This is a genomic window from Streptococcus mitis (genome assembly GCF_002096925.1).
Lineage (GTDB): Bacteria > Bacillota > Bacilli > Lactobacillales > Streptococcaceae > Streptococcus > Streptococcus mitis_AF.
In genome coordinates this window covers 1-20,742 of sequence record NZ_NCVN01000014.1, presented here as the reverse complement: position 1 = coordinate 20,742, position 20,742 = coordinate 1, and the positions used below count along the sequence as shown (strand labels likewise).

General features: G+C 40.8%; 18 protein-coding genes and 2 tRNA genes. 4 read left to right on the top strand and 16 right to left on the bottom strand.

All coding sequences use genetic code 11. The features are described 5' to 3' along the window. The first annotated feature begins 25 nt into the window (after positions 1-25). Both rsmG and B7692_RS03950 read left to right on the top strand, forming a co-directional pair. Positions 26-739: a 16S rRNA (guanine(527)-N(7))-methyltransferase RsmG gene (gene rsmG, locus B7692_RS03955; protein WP_000801943.1), complete on the top strand. Its 714-nt coding sequence runs from the start codon at positions 26-28 to the stop codon at positions 737-739. 203 nt (positions 740-942) lie between these two features. Next, positions 943-2,226 (top strand): uracil-xanthine permease family protein, encoded by a 1,284-nt coding sequence (locus B7692_RS03950; protein WP_004241778.1) that lies wholly within the window; start codon positions 943-945, stop codon positions 2,224-2,226. Between the two features lie 52 nt (positions 2,227-2,278). Here B7692_RS03950 and B7692_RS03945 read toward each other — a convergent pair whose 3' ends face one another. The 10 genes from B7692_RS03945 to B7692_RS03900 form a co-directional block, all read right to left on the bottom strand. Then, complete coding sequence (locus tag B7692_RS03945; protein ID WP_084929973.1) at positions 2,279-3,037, bottom strand: CPBP family intramembrane glutamic endopeptidase; 759 nt, start codon at positions 3,035-3,037, stop codon at positions 2,279-2,281. A 152-nt stretch (positions 3,038-3,189) separates the two neighbouring features. Beyond that, on the bottom strand, positions 3,190-4,086 hold the full coding sequence (locus B7692_RS03940; protein WP_084929972.1) for a DMT family transporter: 897 nt from the start codon (positions 4,084-4,086) through the stop codon (positions 3,190-3,192). An 8-nt stretch (positions 4,087-4,094) separates the two neighbouring features. Continuing rightward, positions 4,095-5,030 (bottom strand): serine hydrolase domain-containing protein, encoded by a 936-nt coding sequence (locus B7692_RS03935; protein ID WP_084929971.1) that lies wholly within the window; start codon positions 5,028-5,030, stop codon positions 4,095-4,097. Further along, positions 5,027-5,752 carry a CppA N-terminal domain-containing protein gene (locus B7692_RS03930; protein ID WP_049516567.1) on the bottom strand — a complete coding sequence of 242 codons (726 nt, stop codon included), beginning with the start codon at positions 5,750-5,752 and terminating at the stop codon, positions 5,027-5,029. The genes B7692_RS03935 and B7692_RS03930 overlap by 4 nt, the downstream gene beginning before the upstream one ends. Positions 5,753-5,875: 123 nt before the next feature. Further along, the gene (gene gla / locus B7692_RS03925; protein WP_000348101.1) at positions 5,876-6,745 is read right to left on the bottom strand and encodes an aquaglyceroporin Gla; all 870 of its coding nucleotides are present in this window, start codon (positions 6,743-6,745) and stop codon (positions 5,876-5,878) included. Positions 6,746-6,903: 158 nt separating this feature from the next. Then, the gene (locus B7692_RS03920; RefSeq protein WP_084929970.1) at positions 6,904-8,070 is read right to left on the bottom strand and encodes an ATP-grasp domain-containing protein; all 1,167 of its coding nucleotides are present in this window, start codon (positions 8,068-8,070) and stop codon (positions 6,904-6,906) included. 12 nt (positions 8,071-8,082) lie between these two features. Beyond that, complete coding sequence (locus B7692_RS03915) at positions 8,083-8,823, bottom strand: esterase family protein (RefSeq protein ID WP_084929969.1); 741 nt, start codon at positions 8,821-8,823, stop codon at positions 8,083-8,085. A gap of 20 nt (positions 8,824-8,843) precedes the next feature. Further along, entirely contained in the window at positions 8,844-9,668 is an 825-nt protein-coding gene (locus B7692_RS03910) for an alpha/beta hydrolase (protein WP_084929968.1), read from the bottom strand. Between the two features lie 136 nt (positions 9,669-9,804). Further along, positions 9,805-11,019 (bottom strand): tRNA uracil 4-sulfurtransferase ThiI, encoded by a 1,215-nt coding sequence (gene thiI, locus B7692_RS03905; protein WP_084929967.1) that lies wholly within the window; start codon positions 11,017-11,019, stop codon positions 9,805-9,807. Between the two features lie 8 nt (positions 11,020-11,027). Then, positions 11,028-12,170, bottom strand: a complete 1,143-nt coding sequence (locus B7692_RS03900; protein ID WP_084929966.1) for a cysteine desulfurase family protein — start codon at positions 12,168-12,170, stop codon at positions 11,028-11,030. Between the two features lie 138 nt (positions 12,171-12,308). On the opposite strand from B7692_RS03900, the gene B7692_RS03895 reads away from it, so the two are divergent. After that, the gene (locus tag B7692_RS03895) at positions 12,309-12,740 is read left to right on the top strand and encodes a DUF6556 family protein (RefSeq protein ID WP_084929965.1); all 432 of its coding nucleotides are present in this window, start codon (positions 12,309-12,311) and stop codon (positions 12,738-12,740) included. A 42-nt stretch (positions 12,741-12,782) separates the two neighbouring features. Here B7692_RS03895 and B7692_RS03890 read toward each other — a convergent pair whose 3' ends face one another. The 4 genes from B7692_RS03890 to B7692_RS03875 all read right to left on the bottom strand — a co-directional run bounded on the left by B7692_RS03890 (position 12,783) and on the right by B7692_RS03875 (position 18,772). Continuing rightward, on the bottom strand, positions 12,783-15,086 hold the full coding sequence (locus B7692_RS03890; protein ID WP_084929964.1) for a DNA translocase FtsK: 2,304 nt from the start codon (positions 15,084-15,086) through the stop codon (positions 12,783-12,785). Positions 15,087-15,174: 88 nt separating this feature from the next. Beyond that, a complete protein-coding gene (locus tag B7692_RS03885; protein ID WP_084929963.1) occupies positions 15,175-17,127 on the bottom strand; it encodes a fructose-specific PTS transporter subunit EIIC in 1,953 nt (650 codons plus the stop codon). Further along, positions 17,124-18,035: a 1-phosphofructokinase gene (gene pfkB, locus B7692_RS03880; RefSeq protein ID WP_084929962.1), complete on the bottom strand. Its 912-nt coding sequence runs from the start codon at positions 18,033-18,035 to the stop codon at positions 17,124-17,126. Before pfkB ends, B7692_RS03885 begins: the two co-directional genes overlap by 4 nt. Next, positions 18,032-18,772: a DeoR/GlpR family DNA-binding transcription regulator gene (locus B7692_RS03875; RefSeq protein WP_084929961.1), complete on the bottom strand. Its 741-nt coding sequence runs from the start codon at positions 18,770-18,772 to the stop codon at positions 18,032-18,034. Before B7692_RS03875 ends, pfkB begins: the two co-directional genes overlap by 4 nt. Before the next feature lie 161 nt (positions 18,773-18,933). Between B7692_RS03875 and B7692_RS03870 the strand changes: the two genes are divergently transcribed. After that, positions 18,934-19,021: transfer RNA gene (locus tag B7692_RS03870), tRNA-Ser, on the top strand. Between the two features lie 115 nt (positions 19,022-19,136). On the opposite strand, the gene B7692_RS03865 is transcribed toward B7692_RS03870, so the two are convergent. Both B7692_RS03865 and B7692_RS03860 read right to left on the bottom strand, forming a co-directional pair. Further along, entirely contained in the window at positions 19,137-20,048 is a 912-nt protein-coding gene (locus B7692_RS03865) for a hypothetical protein (RefSeq protein ID WP_060627979.1), read from the bottom strand. Positions 20,049-20,126: 78 nt separating this feature from the next. Further along, positions 20,127-20,214: transfer RNA gene (locus B7692_RS03860), tRNA-Ser, on the bottom strand. Between the last annotated feature and the right edge of the window lie 528 nt (positions 20,215-20,742).

Here is a 20,742-nt window from a genome sequence, read left to right as displayed (position 1 = left end):
GATGATACTAAAGAAGGAAAAAACTATGAAACCAGAAACATTTTACAACTTGCTTGCCGAGCAAAATCTTTCACTTTCGGACCAGCAAAAAAAACAATTTGAACGCTATTTTGAACTCTTGGTCGAGTGGAATGAGAAGATTAATTTGACGGCTATTACAGATAAGGAAGAAGTCTATCTGAAACACTTTTACGATTCGATTGCACCCATTCTGCAAGGCTTAATTTCAAATGAAACTATCAAACTTCTTGATATTGGAGCCGGGGCAGGATTTCCTAGTCTACCTATGAAAATCCTCTATCCTCAGCTAAATGTAACTATCATTGATTCTCTCAACAAGCGCATCAACTTCCTCAAACTTTTGGCTCAGGAACTGGATTTAGACGATGTTCATTTCTACCATGGACGTGCCGAAGATTTTGCCCAAGACAAAAACTTCCGTGCTCAGTATGATTTTGTAACGGCTCGTGCGGTTGCCCGTATGCAAGTCCTATCTGAATTAACTATTCCCTACCTTAAAGTTGGCGGAAAACTATTGGCACTCAAGGCTAGCAATGCTCCTGAGGAATTATTAGAAGCTAAGAATGCCCTCAACCTCCTTTTTAGTAAAGTAGAAGACAATCTCAGCTACGCCCTACCAAATGGAGATCCACGTTACATCACAGTGGTAGAAAAGAAAAAAGAAACACCAAATAAATATCCAAGAAAGGCTGGCATGCCCAACAAACGCCCGCTTTAAATTTTTTAGTAAAAAATGTTTACAAAGTTCGGAATTTCTGCTATACTATCACAAGCAAAGGTTTTTAATGTCATCCCGTGAGGTGACGAAGACGCAGAAATACTTGAAACTCTTTAAAGTCTAGATTTTAGAGAAGTCTTACTCTGAGGGCCTATTGCTGTAAAATAATGGGCTCTTTTTTGATGCCCAAAAGTGAGGTTTATATGAAACAAGAATCAACTGTTGATTTGTTACTAGACGTTGACCAACGTCCTTCGGCTGGAAAAGGAATTCTCCTTAGTTTCCAACACGTTTTCGCCATGTTCGGTGCGACCATCTTGGTACCCTTGATTTTGGGAATGCCTGTATCTGTTGCCCTTTTTGCTTCAGGTGTCGGGACACTCATCTATATGATTTCAACTGGATTTAAAGTTCCAGTTTATCTAGGTTCTTCTTTTGCCTTTATCACAGCAATGTCACTGGCTATGAAAGAAATGGGTGGTGATGTATCTGCTGCTCAAACAGGAGTTATCTTGACTGGTTTGGTCTATGTCCTTGTGGCTGCAGGTGTTCGTTTTGCAGGTACAAAATGGATTGATAAACTCTTGCCACCAATCATCATCGGACCTATGATTATCGTTATCGGTCTGGGACTTGCAGGTTCAGCTGTTACCAATGCTGGTCTTGTAGCTGACGGGAATTGGAAAAATGCTCTTGTAGCAGTTGTTACTTTCTTGATTGCTGCCTTTATCAATACAAAAGGAAAAGGCTTCCTACGAATCATTCCATTCCTCTTTGCCATTATCGGTGGTTACCTCTTCGCACTAACACTTGGCTTGGTTGACTTTACACCAGTTCTTAAAGCCAACTGGTTCGAGATTCCTGGTTTCTACTTGCCATTTAATACAGGCGGTGCCTTTAAAGAATACAATCTTTACTTCGGTCCAGAAACCATCGCTATCTTGCCAATCGCTATCGTAACAATTTCTGAACATATCGGAGACCATACTGTTTTGGGTCAAATCTGTGGCCGTCAATTCTTGAAAGAACCAGGTCTTCACCGTACTCTTCTTGGTGACGGTATCGCAACTTCAGTTTCTGCCTTCCTTGGTGGACCAGCCAATACAACTTATGGAGAAAATACAGGGGTTATCGGTATGACTCGTATCGCTTCTGTCTCAGTTATCCGTAACGCTGCCTTCATCGCGATTGCCCTTAGCTTCCTTGGTAAATTCACTGCCTTGATTTCAACCATTCCAAATGCTGTACTTGGTGGTATGTCAATCCTTCTCTACGGAGTTATCGCAAGTAATGGTTTGAAAGTCTTGATCAAAGAACGTGTAGACTTCAGTCAAATGCGTAACCTAATCATCGCAAGTGCTATGTTGGTACTTGGACTTGGAGGAGCTATCCTTAAACTTGGTCCAGTTACCCTTTCAGGTACTGCCCTATCAGCTATGACAGGAATCATCTTGAACTTGATCTTACCATACGAAAATAAAGACTAAAAGTCTTGACACAAAAAGTCCGCTCAGACAACTGAGTGGACTTTTCTAATTCTTAAGTCCCCCAAGCAACCAATAGATAGATCAGGCTAGAACCAAACATATCTGCTAAAGCATGCATGAGAAAGAATGGAAGGAGATTTTTAATTTTATATTTGTATAAAAAATAATAGAATAAGCCATAAACTACACCGATTACCAAAGCCCATACTAATCCTTGATAGGTGTGGAAGGAAATACGAATACTAGTAGAATAAAGCAAAACCAACCACTTGTGTTTTTCCTTCACTGAAGTTAACAAACCTAGAAAGAAAAACTCTTCATAAAATCCATTAAGCAAGGCATAGGCAATCGCTATCGGGCTGAGAGCTAAGAACTTCCCTATTATTTGCGTGAAATCTATATAGGCAAAAAGGTCTGGATTAAAGTAATTATATTTACCAGTGAGAGTTGTAACCAAGTCTCCAAACAGTCCCACTAAAGCAAATATAAATGGAACCCAAAAGATAATGGACCAATTCCAGCGAATAGGAAGCTGTTTAAAATCATAATTTCGAATCAAAAGATAGAGTAAGGTCACAGTCAGTAATATAGCTTGCAGGGTAAAATTACTAAAATAAGCCGCACTTTCGCTTGCAGCCTGTCTAACTGCCTCTACTGTACTTGATGCACCCGTTGGAAACGTATTTGCTAAAAATAGCTCGGTTGAACGAATTATAAACTGACCAAACATTATGATCGTAATAATCACAATGTCAAACCATCTCAAGTATTTTAGAGGTTTAGATGGATGTATTTTTTTTAAAATATTCATATTTTCTCCAGGTATTCTATACTCATATAAATATTTTAAGAAAAAAGGCTTAAACTTTTATAAAATTTCATTAATTCATTTAGATTTAAAGACTTTTACTAGTAAAAATAACCCCTCTTTGAGAGTGGTTATCATCTACTTTCATTTTTTGTTTATTTCTCTAACAATAAATCTTTCAAAGAAATCAGAGTTACTGCAATTAAAATCATTGCCATTCCAAGAAAATCAATGGGATAAAATTGTTCATTCATAATTAGGAAGGCAAAGAAACCCGCCGAGATTGGCTCAATTGAAGCCAACAAGCTTGACTTAACTGGTCCAATCAAACTGGCTCCCTTTAAGAAGGCTGTATAGGCAAAAACAGTCCCGATAAGGATAATACCTGCAAATGCAAGGAGAAAATCAAGACTAGTTGGAATAGCAGTCTGTAGAACTCCTGTAAAAGGAAGGGCGACCGAACCTGCTATGACCATTCCCACACCAATGACCAAACTGCTCCCCCACTTCTTAATCAAGGCTATGGGCAAAATGATATAAAGTGCGTAAGTCAGAGCAGAAAAGAGACCCCAGAACAGACCGGCAGGTGTCATGGATAACTGGTCTAACTGCCCATGAGTGGCGATCAGGAAGGTCCCTCCAATGGCTAATATGATGGAAATAATCTCTCCAAGCGTCGGCGCCACCTTATCCTTGATACAGCTATAAATTAAAATCCCGACAGGACAAACATACTGAAGCACAGTCGCGGTACCTGCATTGGTCTCCTGAATAGCAGTTAGATAGGCAAATTGATTGAGGAATAGACCAATTAGAGCAAAAATAAGAAGAGACAGCAAACTCTTTCTATCCTTTAAAAAGGCCAGCATTTTATCCTTTGTAGTAGCATAAGCTAAGAGCATAAGAATTCCACCAGCGATTAAAAGACGTAAGTTGGTCAAAACCAGAGCCGAAATTCCGTGTGCCATCAGGTATTGGCCACTCGTTCCTGACAAGCCCCAAGTAATCCCAGCCACAACTGTTAATAGAGTCCCTTTTAAACTGTTTGACATGTCTCTCCTTACTCTTCTTTACGAATCAAGTCCATCACTTGATTGCGGTCTAGTATCCACTGGGCTCGTTCATCCTTTTCATAGGTACGATTCGATAGAAAAATAACCCCTTCTTTCTTCTGACGATTCCACATGATAAAGGTACCCGTATAGCCCGTATGGTCTAGCCAATCTCCCTCCAAATTCCATGCTAAAGAACGTTCCTTGTCATCCAAAGGAGAAAAATTTTGACTCAAATTTCTTGCAAAATCATCCTCTAAATAGTGTTCTAAAAAGATTTGTAAATCCTTTACAGTCGAAAACAAACCAGCACTACCAGCATGTCTGCCCAAGAGACGAGCCTTGGGATCATGTACCATACCGGCCTCTACACCTCTGACTGTTGGAACAGCAAGCTCAATAGATCCAAATTGAGTTTCCGTCATTCCCCAAGGTTTCCAGACTTGTTCTTGTAAAATCACATCCAAGTCTTGATCAAAGATTCTTTCCAAAATAAAGCCTAAAATCAAAAAGTGGACATCTGAATAAAGAAAGGCTGGCTGACTTCTTCTGTTGAGATGAAACATCGCTTCCTTTAATTCTGAGGCAGTTAAAAGATCACGATTGGGAATAAACGGATCAAGATTTGTAGCATGGGTTAAGAGCTGGCGAATAGTGATGTCTGGATAATCACTTTCAGGTAAAAAATCTGTTACCGGTCTATCAATATCTAATTGACCTTTATCCCACAAGAAGGTCAAAACTGTGCCAACCCCAACAACCTTGCTGACACTAGCTAGGTCATAAACAAGTCCTGCTTCAGTCTGCAAGCCATGCTCTGGGTCACTCTGGCCTAAATAGAACTCCGTCCATTGATGGTCCTTAAAATACGCAAAAGAGGCTCCGGGATAGATCCCTGCCTCGATTTGGTCTTCTATTTTTTTAATAATCTTGGTCCACTTCATACTTCTTCAAACCACAATTCAACGTTATTTCTATCTTTTCCAAGGAAGAATTTTTCAGACTTAGGAATAAAATATTCAGTAGACTCAAACTTCTGGCGCAGACTTTCTATATCTAGTTCATTGACCAAGAACTTGAGCATAGATAAGTCCCAAGTAACCGTATTGTCTACAGTCAAATCCTGCCCCTGTGCTGGGATAAAATTAAGTGATGCCCCAATTTCAGATAGTTCCAAGAAACTTTCAATATTCGTTGGGAGGTGTAATTCCATAGAGATCTCAAATTTACTCAAAGAAATTGATTCCAAATCTGTTTGAAATTCAGGTTTTTCTCCTACTTCTACTAGATTTTCTCTGTCATCTTCCGCATGAATCAAAACCAAATCATCTTCTGGAGAGTAAATTTCAAAAGCGTAGCCGTTTTGACCTTTATATAATTGATGAATCGAATCTGTTTTAGATAAGAGTCCTTCAATTTCTAAGGGATTTTCCACTTTGACAATCAATCTAGCTAGTTTTTTTCTTCCCTCTACCTTACGAGTGCGCATACTTGGAGCTTCTTCTAAAACCAGCTTTTCTAGACCTGTTTGATCACCTAGTGACAGAAAGGCTGACTCTTCTAACAAGGCCTTCATGCCAAGGGTTTCTATATAAAATGTTTCATTTAATTTTCTATTATTAACTTTTAAAGTAGGAATAATCCGTACAATCTGATTTACATTCATAAATTCCTCCAACTCTTTTATTTTAAAGGATTTTAGAATTTTTTACAAGAAATTATGCTCAGATTTACCTTTTTTTCGTAAAATTTCATCTAAAAAACCGAGGATTTCCTCGGTTTCAATTTCTTATAGGTAAAGGAATTTGAAGATAGCTACTGCGGCAATTGCTGCTGCGATCGGTGCTACTACTGGTACCCAAGAGTACCACCATTTTGAATCACCTTTGTGCTCACCAAGAACTGATTTTGGAAGGAAAGCATGAAGGAGACGTGGTCCCAAGTCACGGGCTGGGTTCAAGGCAGGTCCTGTAGGTCCACCAAGTGATGTTACCAAGGCCATAACAAGGAATCCAAGTGCTAAGTGAGCTACTGAAAGTCCTGAAGCAGTATGTGGTGCTACTTGGGCTTTGATTGCTAAATCAGAAAAGTCAACATTTTGACCTGCTTGACTAGCCATTTGTTTCATGTATTGAAGCACTTCAGAACCAAAGAAGTTTTTAGTCATTCCAAGGGCTGCAAAGAAAAGAACAAATGATCCAACAAACTCATTTACAAAACCATTAACAGTTGCTGCAAAACGTGATTCTTTTGTACCATTATCCAAACTTGAAATTGTTGAGAAAGTACCCAAAATGTTGTTTGGATTTTCAGTTTTCAAGTAGTATGGGCGGTGTGTTGCCACAACCAAGGCTTGACCAAAGATAGCACCCAAAACTTGTGCGATGATATAAGGTGCAACTTGTGCCCAAGGGAAAAGACCGCTGATTGCAAGTCCAAGAGTGAAGGCTGGGTTAATGTGGTTTCCAGATACGTTACCAAACATTAATGCTGGGATCATAACCCCCATACCATAACCAACAGCGATAACGATCCAGCCACTTTGGTGACCTTTCGTACCTTTAAGTTCAACGTTGGCAACTGCACCATTTCCAAGAATGATCAAAATAGCAGTTCCCAAAAATTCAGTGGCATATTTAATTGCCCATGTGAAATCCATTTGATAGATTCTCCTTAAAATTTTTTAGACAATCCTTATTCTATCAATTTTTATATCTTTTAGCAACAGGTTTTCTAAAAGAATATATAAGAAAGCGATTTTATTTCTTATAAAAAACAAAAGGATTAAGGAGGTGCATTTCCTTAATCCGAGAGTTCTTATTCTTGACGTTGTCCGAAATCTGCAATCATCTGCTCCATTTCTTGTCGACTCGGAGTCGTCAGCATATAAAGGTAATCTCCTTGAAGTTCTGCGAAGGCCGCTGGCATGATTTTTTTAACCTTGAACTGCTGACTGTATTTGGCAAGCAAGTCCTCTTCTGAATAGACATAGTGAGCATTTGCACGACGTGATGTAGCCAAACAATACTGAGGTTCAAACTCTGACGCTGAGAACTCTTCTCCCGCGACAATAGCCGCATAGCCACGATAGAGGTCCAAGGAATGAGCAAAGTTATAAACATCAATTGTAAAACCACCTGCAGGACGGTTATTGTACTCAATGGCAATGTAGTCGTCCCCTTCACGGAAGAACTCAATATGGAAGAACCGTTCTTTCATGCCAAATTCCTTGACAATTGCCTCACCATATTTACGTAATTTAGGATCCATATCCTTGAGAACGTAATAAGAATTGTCCATCTTGTAAATCATGAGATCAAGCGGTGTATAGGCGTAGTCAAAGGTTGTTGAGAAGACAATTTTACCATCCTTGTCCACAAGACCATCAAAGGTGCAAATTTCACTGGAAGTGACAAATTTTTCAAAGAAATAAACGGTTGAATGGTCCCACTCAGCCTTAAAGTGATTTACATCTTCTTCTGTCTCAAGCTTAAAGGTGGCGGCCGCTCCCACTCCATTGTCAGGTTTGGCAATCATTGGAAGGCCGATTTCATTCACAGCTTGATCAACATCTGCTTCCGTCTTGATAACAGCTCCAGGGACCACAGGGACACCTGCTTTTTTGAAAAGCTTCTTCATTTCAGACTTAAATTTCGTCTTTTTGAGATCCTCTGGTTTGGCACCAAAAACATTGAATTGCTCACGAAGACTTGCGTCCAACTCTAGCCAATATTCATTGTGGGATTCGATGCGGTCAATTGGGCCATGTTTATAAAAGAGAAAAGCAACTGCACGTTTGACTTCATCTATGTTCTCAAGATTGTCCACACGGAAATATTCGGTTAGACTATTGCGTAAAGGCTCATCCAACTGCTCGTATGGTTCCTGACCAATTCCCAAGACCGTGATGCCTTTATTGGCTAGCTCAATTGTAAACTGTTGAAAATTTTGTGGATAGTAGGGAGAAATAACAAGGTAATTCATAGGTAACTCCTTTTATAAATAGAGATTTCCAAGGAAATAAGGCATTTGTCTGCGCCACCATTCCCAGTCGTGGGCGACATCGTGTCCCCATTCAGCAAACCAGGCTGGAATTTGTTTCTGGTCAAAGGCTTCTTTGAGCTTGTAAAAGGATGGTAAACCGTCTTGTTCCCAAGCTCCAAGACCCGTACACAGCACAATTTCTGCCTGACGGTAACGATCAATAAACCAGCCGTCATTCTGATTCCAGATATAATCTACTGGCGAGTTTTGATAAATAACATCGTCATTGTAGTAATCGCCGACAAAGAAACGTGCGTCGTAAACACCACTAAGAGCAATCACCTTGGTAAAGACATCTGGATGTTGGAGAAAAAAGTTGAGTGCATGGTAGGCGCCCATCGAGCAACCTGTCGTCATCATGCCATCAAACCAACCTGTCTTATGCTTGATAAAAGGAATAGACTCCTCAATCACATAACGCTCGTAGGCACGATGCATCTCCGCTTGGTCGTGACCGTTTTTCCAAGTGGCCAACCAGCTCTCACTGTCTACACTGGATAGGGTAAAGAACTGGACACGGCCTTCCTCGATAAAGGAAGCACAGGCATCAATCATGCCAAAATCATAGTATTCGTTGTGACTACCACCTGATGAAGCAAAGACCACAACTGGAATCCCAGCATGTCCATAACGATTAAGGTACATTTCACGGTTAAGATTGCCACTCCAGTGGCTAAGGTTTTCAATATGCATTGGCTTTCTCCTTTTCTAACTTACCATTTCTCTGCAAAAAATCTCAGACAGTCTGGTAAATTCTCCGACCAAGGGATTTCACTATGGATGGCACCAGACTGAACTTTCAAGACAAGATTGTCCAAGTGTACTCCCCCTGCTATCAAATCATGGTAATAGCGAAGCGACGAGTCGATATAGGCTTGTTTGATATTGCCAGCCATCAAGGTCTTGTCTGTATCATCCGCTTCTTCCGTTCCTACATAGATGAAGGTACGCTGGTCAGGCGATAGTTGCTGACGCTCGATATAGCGGTTAAAGGCTTCTTGGTGGAGCCAGTTTGCAGATGAAAAGACGCCCAAGCAACCAATTTGGTCTTGGTATTCCAAACCGATAAACTGGGTAATATTGCCGCCTAGTGAGGAACCAATCATAGCCGTATGCTGGCGGTCAGATTTGGTACGGTAGGTCTCATCGATAAAAGGTTTGACCACCTCCATGACAAACTCGGCATACTCCACACCCTTACCACCAAACTGCTGCCCTGGGATAGGAGATTCTTGGAACTTCCAAGCCGCATACTCATTCATCCGCCCCATACCATCATTGTCAATGGCAACGACAATCATGCGACTGATGTCAGGATTACGCTTAATAGCTGGGATAATCTTCCATGAATGGCCAATGAAGGACTCTTTACTATAAAAAACATTTTGCCCGTCATGAAAGTAAACAACAGGATAGGAACGATCCGTGTCTTTCTCATAATCTTTAGGCAGAAGAACACGTACACGGCGTTCCTTACCTGTATAAGGAACCTTGAGTTTGTGTTCTTTCATTTTTAAATAAAAGTAGGATTGATTCATTGTCAGAAAACTCTCTATATTCAAAATTTTATTTTATTATATCACAATTATAGAAAAAAAGTTAGTTTTGCTTCCATTTTTGGAATTAAAAACTAACTTTTTCATTTATTTTTCTAAATTCTTCTGGATTTTCTGATTAGAGCAAATTATCAATCAAGTCATCCACTTCATCTTTTTCAGCCTGTGGTGTAATCTCAGTAATCATGATTCCAGCCACTGCTCGCTCAACCAAACCTTCAACATCCATACGTTTTTCATACTGTTCTGCATTTTTAATCTTAGGATTGGTCTTAGGACGGTCAGGTGCAAAGATGGTACAACAGTCTTCAAAAGGCTGGATAGAAATTTCAAAGGTGTCAATTTCCTGAGCAATGTCAATGATTTCCAACTTATCCATTGTCACAACTGGACGGATGATGGGAGTGTTGGTAACTGCATTGATAGCCTGCATGCTCTCCAAGGTTTGGCTGGCTACTTGACCTAGGCTTTCCCCATTGATGATAACTAAACCATTTCGTACCTCACGAATACGATCTGTAATACGCATCATAAAACGTCGTGTCAAGGTCATGAGGTAGGCTTCTGGCGCTTTAGCCTTGATTTCCTCTTGAATCTCTGTAAAAGGAACTTCGATAAACTGGATATTTCCACCAAACTTGGTCAATTTACGGGTCAAATCTTGGGCTTTCTTGAGAGCGCCTGGACTAGTATAAGGTGGGCTGGCAAAGTGAACGGCCTCAATATCTACCCCACGCTTAAGAGCAAGATAACCTGCTACAGGTGAGTCAATCCCTCCTGACAACATGAGCATCCCTTTACCTGAAGTTCCAACTGGCAAACCACCCGCCCCACGAATAGTTTCATAAGAAAGATAGGCTGCTTCTTCACGAATCTCCACTTGGAGATTGATATCAGGACTTTTCATTTGAGCTTGTACGTTTGGAATGGCTTCAAATACAGCCCCTCCAAGCGTTTGGTTGAGTTCACGACTGTCGAGTTCAAAGTTGTGGTCGCTACGCTTGCTAGAAATTTTAAAGGTCATGCCTTCCTTGTAGATGTCCTGCATAATCTCTTGGACAGAAGACTTCAAAACTTCTACAGATTTTTCAACCTTATAAACAGGGGAAAAGTTTTGAATTCCAAAAACTTGTTTGAGCGATTCTGCTACTGCTGTGTAATCTGCTCCATTGAGGTAAGCGTGGGCACGGTCGCGATCTGCTGTTACCTTAACTTGGGGATAGATAGACAAAACGTCTGAAATATTATTGCGAAGTTTATTGATGAAACGCATACGGTTTTTACCCTTGGTTGACAGCTCACCGTAGCGAATCATAATTTCTGAATACTGCATGAATGCTCCTATCTTACTTTTCTAGTTTGGTTGTAAATTAATTTTAACTTGGTCAAAAACTGCTCGACCTGACTCATATCATTTTCAAGGTCTAGGCTTAGACGCACAGCTGACTGGGCCTTATCTTTATCCACTCCCATAGCAATAAGAGTTCCTGCAGGTTTCCCAGCCTTGGATGAACAAGCAGAGGTCGTTGAGATGAAAATATCATAGTCTTCAAAGGCGTGAACGATGACTTCACCACGAACACCCTTGATTCCAAAAGTCAGAATATGAGGTGCGAAGTCTTCCTCATCTGAAAAGACAAAAATATCTGGATAGTCCAGAAGTGCTTGACGAATCACTGCCTTCATCTGCCCAGTCTTGCTAGTAAAGATATCTAGCTTTTCCATAGATAAACGGAGAGCCTTGGCTGTCGCTGCAATACCTGCTACATTTTCAGTTGTCGAACGGTAATCACGTTCCTGACCACCACCAGTCAACAGTGGTGTAATCTTCTTGCCAGACTTGATATAGACAAAACCAACACCACGAACTCCGTGGAACTTGTGACCAGAGAAAGTCGCAAAATCCACTCGTTCTGTCAGATACTTTTCAGTCGGAATCTTAGCAAGTGCCTGAACCGCATCAACGTGGAAGGAAATAGTCGGCTTGTCTGCTAACAGTTCTGAAATAGCCTCAATGGGCTGAACAGAGCCAATTTCATTGTTAACTGCCATGATGGAAACGAGGGTCGTATCTGGTCGTATCAAATCTGCTAACGCCTTCACATCCACAAATCCTTTCTCATCAACTGGAGCAAAATCCACTTCAAATCCTTGACTTTTCAGCCAGAGGGCTGATTCCTTAACTGCTGGATGTTCAACGGCTGATACAATGATGTGCTTGCCAAACCGAGCCTTTTCAAAGGCCACACCCTTGATGACCCAGTTATCTCCTTCTGTCCCACCAGAAGTAAAGAAGATTTCATCGCTTTTCTTACCGATTAAATCTGCAATCTGTTGCCGAGAAGCATCTAAGATTCGTGTTGCCTGGTCTCCCAAACGATGGAGGCTAGATGGATTTCCTAAAATTTTTGAAGCGACCTGCATATAGGTTTCAAGGGCTTCAGGATAGGGCTTGGTCGTCGCCGAATTATCAAAGTAAATCATGTTTTCTCACGCTTTCTAAAATCACTCCTTCTATTGTATCATGAAACGGAGCTTGCGACAAGAAAGGGCAATTCCTCTTTTTTTAAGATTTTTTTAAAGAAATGAGGTATAATAAATTTTAATTAAAGGAGAGAATGTATGTCTAATTATCGTAGAACTTCAAAACCAAAAACAGAACACATCAAAAAAGGCTTTACGGTCTTTCAAAAAACCGTTGCTACTATCGGTAGTATCCTTGGCTTAATTACCGCAAGTATCACTATCATGAACGCCTTGGATAATAACAAAAATACCAAAAAAGAACCTACGACAAGCCAGACGACAACCATTGTCAAAGAAATTCAAAAGGAATCCCCTCAGGAAAACACTAGTCCCAATAAAGAAACTAACACCACTCAAGAAAAAACACAGCAAGAGGAAACACCAAAAGCCAGCGTCAAGGAAGAGAAAAAAGAAGAGCAGAAAACATCAACTCAGGATTCTCCTGCTCCTGCTCCAAGTAAACCTGCTACTGAAAATGAAAAACAGTCCAATAATACACCAACTTCGGAAAATAAAACTAATCAATAATCACTAAAATAGCTTCTCTCCAAACTTGGAAAGAAGCCATTTTTATTGTTGCAATACTTTTCTTGGTTTGGTACCTTCAGCTGGACCGATAACACCTGCCATCTCCAGTTCTTCCATGAGACGAGTCGCACGGTTAAATCCAACTGACAAACGACGCTGAATCATAGAAGCACTGGCTTTCTGGGTCTCAATGACTAGAGCTTTGGCTTCTTCAAAAAGCGGATCTCCACCAGATTCACCATCTGAAAATTCTCCTTCATTTTCAGAAACCTCACCTGGATCAAAACTCTCATCGTAGTCCGCATCCGCCTGAGCCTTGATAAAGTTTACGATGCGTTCAACATCATCATCCGAGATAAAGGATCCTTGCAGACGAACTGGATGATTTTCATCAATCGGTTTAAAGAGCATATCTCCACGTCCAAGCAGTTTCTCAGCTCCATTTTCATCCAAGATAGTACGGGAGTCTGTCCCTGATGAAACCGCAAAAGCCACTCGTGATGGAACATTGGCCTTGATCAAACCAGAGATGACATCAACGGATGGACGCTGGGTTGCAAGAATCATGTGAATCCCTGCAGCACGCGCCTTCTGTCCGAGACGGATAATGGCATCTTCTACTTCCTTGCTGGCTACCATCATGAGGTCAGCCAACTCATCCACAATCACGACAATGAGCGGTAGCGGAATCTGCTTGTACTCAGACTGGGCATTGAACTCTTCTACCTTGGCATTAAAGCCTGCAATGTTACGAACTCCCACCTTGGCAAAAAGTTCATAACGATTTTCCATTTCATCCACAACCTTTTGCAGAGCCTTGCTGGCCTTGCGTGGATTGGTCACAACTGGAATCAAGAGGTGGGGAATATCATTGTAAACAGACAACTCAACCATCTTGGGATCGACCATCATAAATTTAACTTGGTCTGGTCTCGCCTTCATGAGAATGCTAGCAATAATACCGTTAACTGCTACTGACTTCCCTGATCCCGTTGAACCTGCGACAAGCAAGTGGGGCATCTTGGAGAGGTTAAATGCTCTTGCGGTTCCATTAACAGCCTTCCCTAAAGGAATTTCCAAGAGATTTTCTGCTTTCGTTTGAGATTGTTCCCATAGTTCGCGGAAAGAAACTGTCGCAATCTCAGAGTTAGGTACTTCGATTCCGACTAAGGATTTCCCTGGGATAGGTGCTTCAATCCGGACATCCTTGGCTGCCAAGGCTAGAGCGAGGTCATCTGCTAGATTTGAAATGCGGTTGACCCTTACACCTACTGCTGGCTTGACTTCATACTTGGTCACGGATGGGCCAATTTCAGCCCGTTCAACCGTCACCTTGATACCAAAGCTAGCAAAGGTTTCTTCTAGGATTTTGATGTTTTCCCGAACGATTTTCTTCTCTTTAGACTGGTCTTTGGGTTTATCAGGGGCAAAGAGTTGTAAGCTTGGAAGTTTGTATTCGAGAGCCTCCTTGGCTGAAAAATCGACCTGTACATCTTCATCATCAGAGCCATCTTCCTGTTCAGCAAATTCAAGTTCAGCTTGAGGCAGGATGATTTCTGGTTCTACCCATTCTTCTTCTGGAACAGGTGGAACGTCAAGCACAACATCTTCTGTCAGAATTTCACCCGTTTCCATATCAACAGGAGGCATATCGAGTAAGGCTTTTTCGGTCTCTTCTTGTTCTAATCTAGCCTCTTCCTCAGCCTTTTGACGAGCTTTTTCTTCTTGTTTGACAAAGCGTTCCTCTTTTCGACGCTCATGACCTTCCCGCCATTTGGCAAAGCCTCTACTGAAAAATTCCGCAATATCGTAAACAGACCAAGGACTGATTAGCAGGGCTCCAGCTAAAATCAAGATAGAACCAATAAAGTAAGTACCGATATTTGAGAAGAGAAAGGCTGTTGGCACATAGAGGGCAACACCAATCAAGCCTCCACCAGCAAAACTGGTCGTTCGAAAACCTGTCAAATCAGTCACAACCTGAGCCATGGTCCCTTTTAATACCGACTTGTCCAAACTATATTTCCAAACTAAGTAGGCCTCCAAAATCAAGAGCAGGCCAGCAAATATGGTGAAAAATCCTGATAAGAGCCCTTCCTGTTTTCGTATCCACTTGAAAAAGAAGAGATAGAGTAGGATACCAAATATTGCCAGATAAGCTAGGCTACCCACCAGCAAGCGAATTAGATTGTAAAGGGTTATACCTGCAGCCCCTAATTTGAAGGCTGCGAAAATCAATAAAAGCGCGATTCCCAACGAAATCAACATTCGTTGAATCGCTTCTTTTCTTTCGAGTTCTGCTTTAGACGGTCTCCGTCTTGTTTTACTTGTATTCTTGTTTGCCATTCTTCTATTATACCATATTTCACAGGCATTTCGGAAAGAGAAAAAGACTGCACCAAACGGTCCAATCTTTTCATTTTCTATCTAAGTTTTATGCTTTTGGTTTGCGTAGGTAACCATAGACCACACCACTTACGATTGCTCCTACCAATACAGAAACGAGGTAAAGAAGAGCATTTGAAGTAAGGGCAATCACGAAGATTCCTCCGTGTGGCGCCATGAGTTTGATACCAGTAAGACCAACGAGGCCTCCTGCTACTGCTGAACCAAGGATAAAGCTTGGGATCGCACGAGCTGGGTCAGCGGCACCAAATGGAATCGCTCCCTCAGTGATAAATGACAAGCCCATGATGATGTTTGTCAAACCTGAGTTGCGTTCTTCCTTAGTAAATTTATCTTTGAAAAGAAGAGTTGCGACAAAGATTGCAAGTGGTGGCACCATTCCTCCAGCCATAACTGCTGCCATGGCTACAGAACCACCTGAAGAAACAGACGCTGCAAGCGTACCTGTACCAAAGACATAAGCCGCTTTGTTAACTGGTCCACCCATGTCAACAGCCATCATTCCACCAAGGACGATACCAAGAAGGACAGCTGAACCTCCTCCAAGACCGCCTAGGAAGTCATTCATAGCAGTGTTGATTGCTGCCATCGGGATGTTAACAGCTAGCATGACAAATCCAGTAAAGATTGTTCCAAGAAGTGGCAATAGAAGGATTGATTTTGCACCTTCAAGTGAACGAGGAACTTTAACGTATTTCTTGATAGCAAGAACTAAAGCACCTGCGATAAATCCACCAACAAGGGCACCTAGGAAACCAGATGATACACCTGCAAGAGTTGAAGTTGCTTCACCACCTGCTGCATAGGGGATTTTACCAAAGGCAAAACCTTCTTTAGCAATAGCACCAGCCACAAAACCCGCTACCAAACCTGGTTTTTCAGCGATAGAGTAGGCAACATAACCTGCAAAGACTGGGAGCATCAAACCAAAGGCAGCTCCACCAATTTTCATAAACATAGAAGCTAGCTCATGGTAGGAACCAAGATTACCAAGATTTTCATTTGGAACACCCAAAGCACCGTCAATCAAGAAGGCAAGGGCAATCATGATACCACCACCTATAACGAATGGCAACATTTGAGATACACCACTCATCAAGTGTTTGTAGAAGGCACCACCAAGGCTTTGTTTTTCGTTGCTTGCTGTCGAAGCTTTTGCTCCATTAGCAGCACGGTAGACTTCAGCATCTCCTGAAAGAGCCAAGTTAATCAATTCTTCTGTTTTACGGATACCGTCAGCAACTGGACGATTGATCAATGGTTTGCCATCGAAACGATCCATCTCAACCGCCTTGTCTGCAGCGATGATAACAGCTTTAGCCTTGCGGATGTCCTCAGCAGTTAGTTGGTTTCCAACACCGCTAGCACCGTTGGTTTCAACCTTGATTCCAACACCCATTTCAGCAGCCACTTTTTGAAGGGCTTCTTGAGCCATGTAAGTGTGAGCAATACCTGTTGTACAAGCTGTAACAGCAACGATAAACTCATCAGAGTCATTAGTAGGTGCTTGAACAGGCTCTTCAGTTTTTTCGGAAGCTTTGTCAAAAAGTTCGATAACTTGGTCAGCTGATGTTACTTGACGAAGTTTGTCAGCAAAACCGTCTTTCATCAAGTATTGAGACAATTCTGCCAAGGCTGCCAAGTGAGTATCATTGGCACCTTCTGGAGCCGCAATCATGAAGAAGAGGTCAGTTGCTTGTCCATCCAAGCTCTCATAATCAACACCCTTATTTGACTTAGCAAAGAGAACTGTCGCTTCTTTGACAGCGGCATTTTTGCTGTGAGGCATTGCGATTCCGTCACCCAAACCAGTAGAAGTCAAAGCTTCACGCGCCAAAATTCCTTCTTTAAAGGTTTCAAAATCTGTCACATAACCGTGGTCTGTCAAGCTTTTAATCATTTCTTCAATGACAGCTGTTTTTTCAGTCGCCTGTAAATCCAGCAACATGACATCTTTTCTCAATAGGTCTTGAATTTTCATCTTTTTTCTACCTCAACTTTTTCATATGTTTCTTTAATAAATTCTGCTGTTGCCAAGTCATCTGAGAAGGTGGTTGCCGTTCCGCAAGCAACTCCCCATTTGAAGGCTTCTACTGCATCTTTAGATTTGACAAATTCACCTGTGAATCCGGCAACCATAGAATCACCAGCTCCAACTGAATTTTTGACTGTTCCCTTGATTGGTTTAGCAAAGTAAGCTCCCTCAGATGTGACAAGAAGGGCACCGTCCCCAGCCATGGAGATAATGACGTTTTGAGCTCCTTTGGACAGTAACTGACGAGCATAGTTCTCGATTTCATCTAAACTTTCGAGTTTAACCCCAAAAATTGCTCCAAGTTCATGATTGTTTGGTTTGACCAAAAGTGGCTGATAGTCCAAACTATCAATCAAGGTCTGTCCTTCAAAGTCACAAACCACTTGCGCACCCGTCTGACGTGTCAAGGCAATCAAATCCTTGTAGATAACATTTCCTAGGTTTTTAGCACTCGAGCCCGCAAACACAACCGTATCATCTGCTGTCAGACTAGATAAAATAGCTTTCAATTCTTCTAGCTGAGCTGGTTCGACATTTGGACCCGTTCCATTGATTTCTGTTTCTTGGTCTGCTTTGATTTTAACATTGATACGAGTATCTTCTGCCACTTGGACAAAACGTGTCTCAATTTCTTCATCAGCCAAAGTATCTGTGATAAATTTACCAGTAAAGCCTCCGATAAATCCTGTCGCTGTATTTGGAATATCTAAGCGTTTCAAGACACGACTGACATTGATTCCTTTCCCACCAGCAAACTTATCATCACTGTCCATACGATTGACACTGCCAACTTGGACTTGGTCCAAACGCACAATATAGTCAATAGACGGATTGAGTGTGACTGTATAAATCATACTTCTATTACCTCCGTTTTCTCCTTAATAGCCTGCAAGAGCTCATGCCCTTGACTTGTGATAACAATAGCTCGTTTGAGTGGTGCTACCTTGGCAAAGCAAGTTTGTCCAATTTTTGATGAATCCACTAAGACGTAGGTCTGTTTAGCATTCTCCAAAATAGCACGCTTCACAACTCCCTCTTCCATATCAGGAGTCGTATAATAACCATCGTCCACACCATTCATCCCGATAAAGGCACGGTCAAAGTGCAATTGGTTAATCTGGTTAAGAGCAACTCCCCCGATGCTAGCATCTGTCGCCATCTTGACACTTCCTCCAACCATGACAGTTGGAATCTGCTTTTCAACCAACTGTGCAGCATGGTGAATGGAGTTGGTCACGACTGTAACATTCTTATTGACCAATTCATGAATCAAAAAAGCAGTCGTTGTTCCTGCATCGATAAAGATGACATCTTTTTCTTTAATGAGAGAGGCTGCTTTCTGAGCTAACAACTTCTTTTCTTGAAGGTTTTTGACAGATTTTTCTTGAATGGTTTCTTCTTCCTGCAAGGAATGGGGCAATTCTGCTCCACCATGCACGCGACGAAGCTTGTTTTCCGCTTCCAACTCATCCAAGTCTCTTCGAACCGTTGATTCTGAGGTCTCTAGCAAACTAACTAATTTTTCTAGAGAAACTACATGATGTTGATTTAACTCCTCTAAAATCAGTTGTTTCCGCTCTGTTTTTAACACCGAATCACCTCCTGTTATCGTTTACACTATTCATTCTATCACACTTTATTTAAAAGTCAAGCGTTTTTTATCATTTTCTTTCAAAATCTATCATTTTTCTTATTTCTAGAATTTTTATTGCAAGATAAGGGCCTTTATGGTAGACTATTTGAGTAAGTATTGGAAGATTACTCAAGAGGCTTAAGAGGCCGTGTTGGAAACGCGGTAGGCGTGTAACAGCGTGCGTGGGTTCGAATCCCATGTCTTCCGTGGAAAAGAACAATTATTTTGGGGGATGCGACAAATGTTGTATCTTTTTTGCTAATAAAACGAAATAAAGCAAGTAGCTATTATAAACTACTTGCTTTACTTTTTAAACTAATTATCAGATACTACTTTTATCTTTTTTATCTGAGGAGTTGTCTGTCGATTTATCACTAGATTTGCCTTTGTCGTTAGATTTTGAAACATTACTTCGGACAACAGTATCATAACCTTCTGTATTATCAATTAACTCAGTCGCTAGAGTACGATAATCCTCTTGAGAGATAAGCCAGTTGCCATCCTTATCTTTGGTTAATTTAATTTCAGTATCAAAATCTCCAGTAGTAAATGGTGTATACGCTAAGTTAGGGTCAACATCGTTATAGATAGTAAAATCATGCCTAAACAGATGCTCAAAAATCCAGTACGAAATTAATGTTTGGTATCGTTTAATATCAACATTTGATCCCGCAGTATTGTACTTACCTAAGTTGTCAATCCCTCCAATTAGAGTTGTTAAAACGTCTCTTGTTGAAGAAGCCAAGCCCTTAGAATGCAACTTTTTAGATGTAAAAGTTACAGTAGCTGAACTCCCTGATTCGTCTAACTTAACATCCTTAATAGAGTAAGAACCAATCTCCTGGAACATTTTTCGTCTTACTTTTAAGAAACCAGTAATTGTTTCTTCTGGTGTTTCAATAGGGAAATCAGCATGCCATTGAACAGAATAGGTAGAGGCTGGTGTAAGACCATCATCTTTTACCTTTTCACTAGTTTGAACCGCAAATACTGCCTCAGTCCATTTTTCATAGGTTTCGCCGTAAATCTTTTTAAACTTAGCAATATCAGTAGTCAAAACTGCATCTAATAAAGTTTCAGCATCTTTTGTAACTTTTTCTTTGACTGATTCTTCTTTCTTATCAGTTTGTTCGGTTTTGTCAGAATTCGACCCTGACTGACTCGGAAGTGAAGAACAAGCACCTAAGACAACTGCTGAGAGCGCTAAAATACCAAGCAACTTAACTTTTTTCATAATACACCTCTTTATAAAATTTACTCTTGGAAAAAGTCCCTAAGAGTGTTTCTTTAGAAAATCTCAAGATTATTCTAACGGAGAATGAGGGATTCGAACCCTCGCGCCAGTTATCCGACCTAACGATTTAGCAAACCGTCCTCTTCAGCCTCTTGAGTAATTCTCCAAAAATAAAAATACTAAAACGATTGGATTTATCAAACCTAACATCACGAATAAACATCATTTTTTGTTTATTTAATTTTTTACCTGTTACCCTTGTATTTTAAAGTAAATACTCTATCAACCAAGATAAAGTATCTAAGTCTATATTCAAAAATTTTTAAAATCGTACTCAATTATACCCAATGTTCAAATTCAAGAATCATTTCAAAACTATGTTATATATTCTCTTCTTCTAGATAATTGTTCTTTTTGAAAATCAAACACAACATTACAATAAACCCACAATATACAATCATTATATCATTCAGGGAGATAAAAGTCGGTATATTTTTTAATTTGTTATGTCTAATTTTTGAACGTTAAGTTCATTTTTTTAGTTTTTATAAAGAACTTCAAAATCATGACCACCCGTCAAACGGGTGGTTTGTCCCAGGGCTATAAGCCCAAATTACCAGCCAGCGCCTAAAGACGCTGGCTTTCACTTTGTTCAAGCCTTATTGCTCTTGACTCGTCACTTGCCTCTCAAAGA